Annotated in this window: 7 protein-coding genes and 1 other annotated feature; all 7 genes read right to left on the reverse strand. The window is 35.2% G+C overall.

Features of this window, described 5'->3' with window-relative positions:
• Positions 1–32: 32 nt before the first annotated feature.
• Positions 33–941: an RluA family pseudouridine synthase gene (locus ACPYKA_RS16915; protein WP_479543387.1), complete on the reverse strand. Its 909-nt coding sequence runs from the start codon at positions 939–941 to the stop codon at positions 33–35.
• Positions 938–1,414 carry a signal peptidase II gene (lspA, locus tag ACPYKA_RS16920; protein WP_479543388.1) on the reverse strand — a complete coding sequence of 159 codons (477 nt, stop codon included), beginning with the start codon at positions 1,412–1,414 and terminating at the stop codon, positions 938–940. The genes ACPYKA_RS16915 and lspA overlap by 4 nt, the downstream gene beginning before the upstream one ends.
• A 216-nt stretch (positions 1,415–1,630) precedes the next feature.
• The gene (locus ACPYKA_RS16925) at positions 1,631–1,933 is read right to left on the reverse strand and encodes a methylated-DNA--[protein]-cysteine S-methyltransferase (protein WP_479543393.1); all 303 of its coding nucleotides are present in this window, start codon (positions 1,931–1,933) and stop codon (positions 1,631–1,633) included.
• 39 nt (positions 1,934–1,972) lie between these two features.
• Positions 1,973–2,140: a hypothetical protein gene (locus ACPYKA_RS16930; RefSeq protein ID WP_479543389.1), complete on the reverse strand. Its 168-nt coding sequence runs from the start codon at positions 2,138–2,140 to the stop codon at positions 1,973–1,975.
• A gap of 178 nt (positions 2,141–2,318) precedes the next feature.
• Complete coding sequence (gene ileS / locus ACPYKA_RS16935) at positions 2,319–5,087, reverse strand: isoleucine--tRNA ligase (protein ID WP_479543390.1); 2,769 nt, start codon at positions 5,085–5,087, stop codon at positions 2,319–2,321.
• Positions 5,088–5,161: 74 nt separating this feature from the next.
• Positions 5,162–5,569: a binding site (T-box leader), on the reverse strand.
• 188 nt (positions 5,570–5,757) lie between these two features.
• Positions 5,758–6,252, reverse strand: a complete 495-nt coding sequence (locus ACPYKA_RS16940; protein ID WP_479543391.1) for a DivIVA domain-containing protein — start codon at positions 6,250–6,252, stop codon at positions 5,758–5,760.
• A gap of 156 nt (positions 6,253–6,408) precedes the next feature.
• Complete coding sequence (locus tag ACPYKA_RS16945) at positions 6,409–7,188, reverse strand: YlmH family RNA-binding protein (protein ID WP_479543392.1); 780 nt, start codon at positions 7,186–7,188, stop codon at positions 6,409–6,411.
• Positions 7,189–7,209 lie beyond the last annotated feature (21 nt).

A 7,209-nucleotide genomic window follows, 5' to 3' on the forward strand; every position in this document is an offset into this window, starting at 1 on the left:
TATATTTATTATTTCAAACCTGACCTCCAAAGTCAAGACATATTTTCTAATCTTTGTAACAGATTATTGAAATCTTCTGGTTGTTCGACAGTAAATGTTTTCTTTTCACCTGTTTTTGGGTGGATAAAACCAAGCTCTTTTGCGTAAAGTGCTTGGCCTTTTATTAGAGAAGATTTTTTACGGCAGTATACCTCATCCCCGACAATAGGATGATTCATATATTTTAAATGTACTCTTATTTGATGGGTCCTCCCCGTCTTTAATTCACATTCCACATACGTATACTGTTGAAATCGTTTCAGTACTCGGAAATGAGTTTCGGCTTCTCTTCCGTTTTCCACTACAGCCATTTGTAATCTGTTTTTAGGATTTCGGCCAATTGGTGCTTTAATGACCCCTTTTGAATGGGACAATACACCAAAACAAACTGCTTCATAAATTCGAGTAACTGTTCGCTCCTGAAATTGTTTTTTCAACTGTTCATGTGTTTCATTATCTTTTGCAATCACCAGTACACCACTCGTATCCTTATCTAAGCGGTGAACAATTCCCGGACGGTCATCTCCACTAAGATTAGACAAATGCTTACAATGATATAGTAAACCATTTACCAACGTATTTGTCATCACAGATTGTGTCGGATGTACAAGCATCCCTTTCGGTTTATTAATGACAAGTAAATATTCATCTTCAAACAAAATATTTAAAGGTATTGGCTCTGCTTTGATATCCATTGTTTGTGCTATCGGAATATTCCATTCAATTATATCTCCATACTTACATTTATAATTCGCTTTTTGCTTTTCGTTATTAACGAACACATAATTTCCTTTGATCCATTGTTGAATTTGTTGCCGGGAATATTCCGTATTTATGTTTGTTAAAAGCTTATCAAGTCGAGTGCCTGCTTCTTCCTCCATGATATGATGGATAAAAGTCATGATAGCTGTTTTCCTTTCTTAGCTTTTCTTTCATCAAGGAAAGTAACAATTAAAATAAGAATCACACCAATAGTAAGCGCAGAGTCTGCAACATTAAAAATTGGAAAATCGTAATTAATAATAATAAAATCTAAAAAATCAACTACTTCTTTACGAACAAGCCGATCAATAAAGTTACCTATTGCGCCACCTAGTAAGAGACTTAATGAGATCGCCAGAAGTCGATTATCCTTTGCATGTTTTTGCATATAATATATGATTCCAATGATAACGACAACTGTGATAATATAGAAAAAAGTCATATGTCCTTGCAAAATCCCCCAGGCAGCGCCTTTATTCCTGTGAGAAGTAAGATAAAAGAAATTTTCTATAATAGGAATGCTTTCGTACACTTCCATTTTTTTATCAACGATCCATTTTGTCCACTGATCTACTAAAATTACAATAATTGCCAATATGTAATACCGTATCATAAACAACCCTCCGAAATCGACCAATAAAACTAAACATATCTAATACAATACCACTATTATACGATTTGTTCACGAGATTTATCTATTATACGGAAAAATATATCGGACTGTCCAAAGTTTTAAAGAATGGTCTTTTTCGTAAGTTTTATTGCCTTTCTTCTCCATAGTTTGTTAGTAGTATCAATAGTTCTATCTTTTAGAATAATGATTTCTCCACTATAATATGCTAATGGCTGCCTTATCAAAGATGTTATTACCTTCAATTTCCAGCAACTGTTTCTTCATCTCCACCCCACCTGCGTACCCCGTCAGCTTTTTGTTCTTACCAATGACACGATGACAGGGTATTAAAATTGGCAGTGGATTAACAGCAATAGCTCGCCCCACCGCACGAATGGCATTTGGTCTTTCAATAAAAGCTGCTACATCGGAATAGGTCTTTATCTGCCCATAAGGAATTTGTAGCAAAGCATACCATACTTGTTTTTGAAAGGGTGTCCCTTTCAGTTTAAATGAAATATCGAATTGACGAACGTTCCCTTGAAAATATTGCTGGAATTACTGACAAACAGGTTTTCCAAGTTCATGGCTTCTTTTCGTCGTATGCTTAGCAGTGATAGTATGCCAGTGATTATCCGTTAAAACAATCCGTCTTAATTGATCGTTTTCTGCAAAAATAAATCGTAAATTGCCAATTTTTGTACGGCACGTATCATAAATAATCATATATTAATCTCCTTTGCTGTATTTTAAATCCTTTTTTTAACGAACGTAAATTCAGTCAATTTCTTTGTTCGTTCTATCACCCGTTTACAAAAGACTGATCTTTAAAACAACCTAATTTACAATATCAAAAAAGTAGAGGATGGATGACCACCCTCTACTTAAAACATCTCTTTTAGATTCAGTTAACTAAATGACTGTAATGTTCTTCAACTACATCTGCGCAACGAGTACATAATTCCGGATGCTTATCGTTTTCACCAACTGTATTAGATAACATCCAGCAACGTTCACATTTTTCCCCAGGATGTTTTTCGACGTAAATGCGAACATAGCGGTATTCTTTTGCATTAGGATGTGATTCATTAATCACTGCTTCTGATACGATCAGTAACTGGTGAATGTTCGGAATAGATTCCAATACTTTTTTCGTTACATCATCTTTCGCTTCAATCGTAATTTTTGCTTCTAATGGTTTACCGATAATTTTCTCGTTACGTGCTTCTTCAAGCGATTTTAGCACATCTGAGCGAACGTTCATGAAGTGATCCCATTTTTCTTGAACTTCTTGATTAAAGCTCTCTACTTCACGTGCTTCCGGCATATCCGTAAGCTGAACGTACTCGGCATCTACCCCGTTAATATATTCCCATACTTCTTCTGTTGTATGAGGAATAATTGGAGTCAATAACTTAACAATAGACACTAAAGTCTCATAATAAACTGTTTGAATACTACGGCGTTTATGATCATTTTCCGCTTCAATATAAAGAATATCTTTAGCAAAGTCTAAATAGAAAGCACTTAGATCAATTGAAATATAATTATGAATATCATGGAAAACATCAGCAAAATCAAAGTTTTCATAATTATTTTTAGCATTGGATACTAAGGTCTGTAGACGATGTAACATATAGCGATCTACTTCCTCTAAATCTTTTTCAGCTACAGCATCTTTATTCGGATCAAAATCGGCCAAATTAGCTAACATAAAACGAAATGTATTTCTGATTTTACGATAGTTTTCAGCCACCTGTTTTAAAATCTCTTGTGAAATTCTTACGTCTGCTTGATAGTCAACCGAAGAAACCCATAATCTTAAAATATCTGCCCCTAGCTGTTTCAAAATTTTAGCAGGTGGAATGATATTACCTAAAGATTTACTCATTTTTCTTCCATCACCATCTAAAACAAACCCATGGCTTAGTATTCCTTTATATGGTGCTTTTCCTGTAACCGCCACAGCTGTAGAAAGTGAGGAGTTAAACCAACCACGATACTGGTCGCTTCCTTCTAGATAAATATCAGCCGGACGTTGTAGTTCTTCACGCTCTACTAATACAGCTTCATGTGAGGAGCCTGAATCGAACCAAACATCCATAATATCTGTTTCTTTCGTAAACTTGCCATTTGGGCTATGTTCAGAAGTAAATCCTTCAGGTAGTAAGTCTTCTGCATCCCATTCGAACCAAATATTTGATCCATGTTTACGGAATAGGTTAGAAACATGCTCAATTGTTTCATCCGTAATAATTGGCGTATTATCTTCTCCATAGAATACAGGAATCGGAACTCCCCATGTACGTTGTCTAGAAATACACCAATCTTCTCGATCACGAACCATATTGTAAAGTCGTGTCTCTCCCCAGTGTGGATGCCACTCTACTTCTTTAATCTCATCTAAAATATTTTGACGAAAATCTTTAATAGAAGCAAACCACTGAGATGTTGCTCTGAAGATCGTTGGTTTTTTTGTCCGCCAATCATGTGGATATGAGTGTGTAATAAACTTTAATGTTAGTAAAGCATCTACTTCTTTCAATTTCTCCGTAATTGCTTTATTAGCATCATCATAAAACATTCCTTCAAATCCAGGAGCTTCATCTGTAAAATAACCTCGATCATCAACAGGACAAAACGCTTCGACATCATAATTTTGAGATACGTAGAAGTCATCTTCCCCATGACCCGGTGCAGTATGAACACAACCTGTTCCTGCCTCTGTAGTTACATGTGTTCCAAGCATGACAATAATATCTCGATCATAAAATGGGTGTTTAGCAATTACTTTATCCGCCTCGCGCCCCATAAATGTTTTCACACTCTTATAGTTTTCCCATTCTAATTCTTCGGCTATTGCTTCCAGTAAGTCATGAGCAACTACATATTTTTCATTATTTACATGTACAACTTCGTATTCAAGATCAGGATGTAAACTAATTCCTAAACTTGCTGGAATTGTCCATGGCGTTGTCGTCCAAATAATAATTTTTGTTCCTTCTTCTAATAAACCGAGTCCATCTGTCACCTCATACGTTACATAGATAGATGGAGAACGTTTATCTTTATACTCAATTTCTGCTTCAGCAAGAGCAGATTCCGAAGAAGGTGACCAATATACAGGCTTTAATCCTTTATAAATATATCCTTTTTTCGCCATTTCTCCGAATACTTTAATTTGAGCAGCCTCATAATCTTTCGTTAATGTAATATATGGATTATCCCAGTCACCTGTAGCACCTAGTTGTTTCCGTTGTTCACGCTGGCGATCTACTTGGTCAAGTGCATATTCAGCACATTTTTGACGAAACTCTGCTGTGCTCATCTTTTTGCGGTCAATTTTTTTATTTTTAGTTAATGCTGTTTCAATCGGCAATCCATGTGTATCCCAACCCGGAACATATGGCGCGTGAAAACCAGACATTGATTTATACCGTACAATAAAGTCTTTTAAGATTTGGTTTAACGCATGCCCAATATGAAGATCCCCGTTTGCATATGGTGGACCATCATGAAGCACAAATAACGGTCTTCCTTTTGTTCTATCCTGCACTTTTTCATAGACTTTATTATTATCCCATTCTTCTCTACGAATAGGCTCTTTATTTGGCAAATTACCTCGCATAGGAAATTTTGTCTTTGGCATTCGTAGTGTATCTTTATAGTCCATTAAATTAATCCTCCTTAAGAGATCGTTGTCAAAATTTAAGTTCATTTTAAATATAAAAAAATCCTCAAAGCCCCTAAAGGGACGAGGAAACCCGCGGTACCACCCTTATAAATCTTAGAAAACTTGGCATTCGCCAAGCCTTTTACGTTGAATGCCTTAGTTGCACGTATGACGCAAAGGACGTGCTAGTACTGGCGCCCACGACAAATGCTTTTCGGCGGAACCAGTAAGCACACTCCCAGTCCCAGGACGTCGCGCCCTAAGCCAGTGAGCGAGTCAAGAAAGGATTTATACTTTCTTAACTGCTAATAAATTTACATTCACTTAATATTCGTAACGTGAATTTCCGTCCTATTCTACTTATATTTCAAATGGCTACTCCAGAATGATTTTCTAAAAGAATAACTGTATTAGGCTTTCACCATCCCTAATTCGCTTTTACAGTTCGTTTTCTTTTATACTATTTCTTTCATCGTATTTAAATAAGTATGAAATTTTCGTTAACATGTTAAGAGGATGTTCAAAAAGTCCGGTAAAAATGACACTGCGAATTTCTTCTTGATCCTTTTTATCCTCCTTTTTGAGCACGTACTTTTAAGATACTATTTATTATAGCACAATCAAACTGTAATCATACAATTATTCTATTATACTCACGTAAGAAGTAAGGCTATTCTGCAAGGATTTCAGACTCGTCTTCTGCTGTTTCCAAAAACTTTTCCCAATCTTCATTATCCACCATATCAAGCTGTGCTTCGATTAACATTTTAAGTCTAGTGCGAAACACTTTTGCCTGACGTTGTAATTCATCCGTTTCCATGGCAATTTTTCTTGACTTAGTCAATGCTTCATTAATAATGCGATCGGCATTTTTTTCAGCCTCTTTAATAATTAATTTAGCCTCTTTACGTGCATTCGCTTTTACTTCTTCTGCTGTTTCTTGGGCAACGAGGATCGATTTATTTAACGTTTCCTCAATATTCATAAAATGACTGAGCTTCTCATTTAGGTCTTCTACTTCTTGTTCTAAACCTTTCTTATCTCTTATCGTAATTTCATAATCCTTAATAATTTGATCCAAAAATTCATTCACTTCATCTTCATTATATCCACGAAATCCGCGTGTAAACTCTTTATTGTGAATATCTAATGGTGAGAGTACCAAAACAACACCTCCAAAAATATTGCTAAATTTTTAAAAAAAATACTTTGCTTGTCTAGTTTTAGAACTAATACTAAATATGTAGCATAAAAAAACTGTCAATTTCTCTTTTCTATTATAGTACATAATTAGAAATTCAACATCTTTTTTCTATACATTTCAAGTTTTTAATCTTGCAGTTGTTACTCTAATTTTATCTTTTCTCGTTCGTCCATTTATTTCAACGATTTTACTTCTTCCATGGCCACGAACAGAAATTAAATCACCTGCAATAACTTGTACAGATGGATCGTCAATATCTGTATGATTTACTTTAACACGATTTCCTTTTATGTAAGATACTGCATCTTTTCTTGATATTCGATAAATTTCTTTCACCATTATATCGAGTCGTAAAGAGGAAACAGTTTGACTTGCCGTTTTCCACTGATCCAGTTTACGAATCAAGTTAGAAAAATCTTTTTCCTTCAAATCGATACGAGCATTTTTTATTTGTGTCAAATTCATCATGATATAAGAGGATAATTCCGCAGTAACAATAATTTGAAAACGATCATCGGCTACAAAAATATCACCAATTTTTTTTCGATCGATTCCAAGTGACATAAACGCGCCCAAAATATCACGGTGCTCTAAGCGATTAAATTTACTATCGAAAGTTCCTTCTAAAAGTGTAATTTCAAATTGCTTTTCTGTAATCTCTTCATAGTATGGTGCAATGATCCCACGTTGTCGTTCCGTTTCATCCCCACCTCCGAAGAATATATATTTTGTTTCTTCATTGGCAGTACCAATTATGCTACTTACGATTTGTTGTTCTCTCGGATCAAGGAAATCAGACAAATAGGGAGTGTACGTTCTTTCTACTTGCTCTTTCCATGATAATGCTTGGTCAACAAATGGGTGCTCATGTTTTCTAAAATGTTGATAAATATTCAAATCTTCTTACCAACCGATCAT

The organism is Pseudogracilibacillus amylolyticus (SeqCode) (assembly GCF_051918545.1).
GTDB lineage: Bacteria > Bacillota > Bacilli > Bacillales > Amphibacillaceae > Pseudogracilibacillus.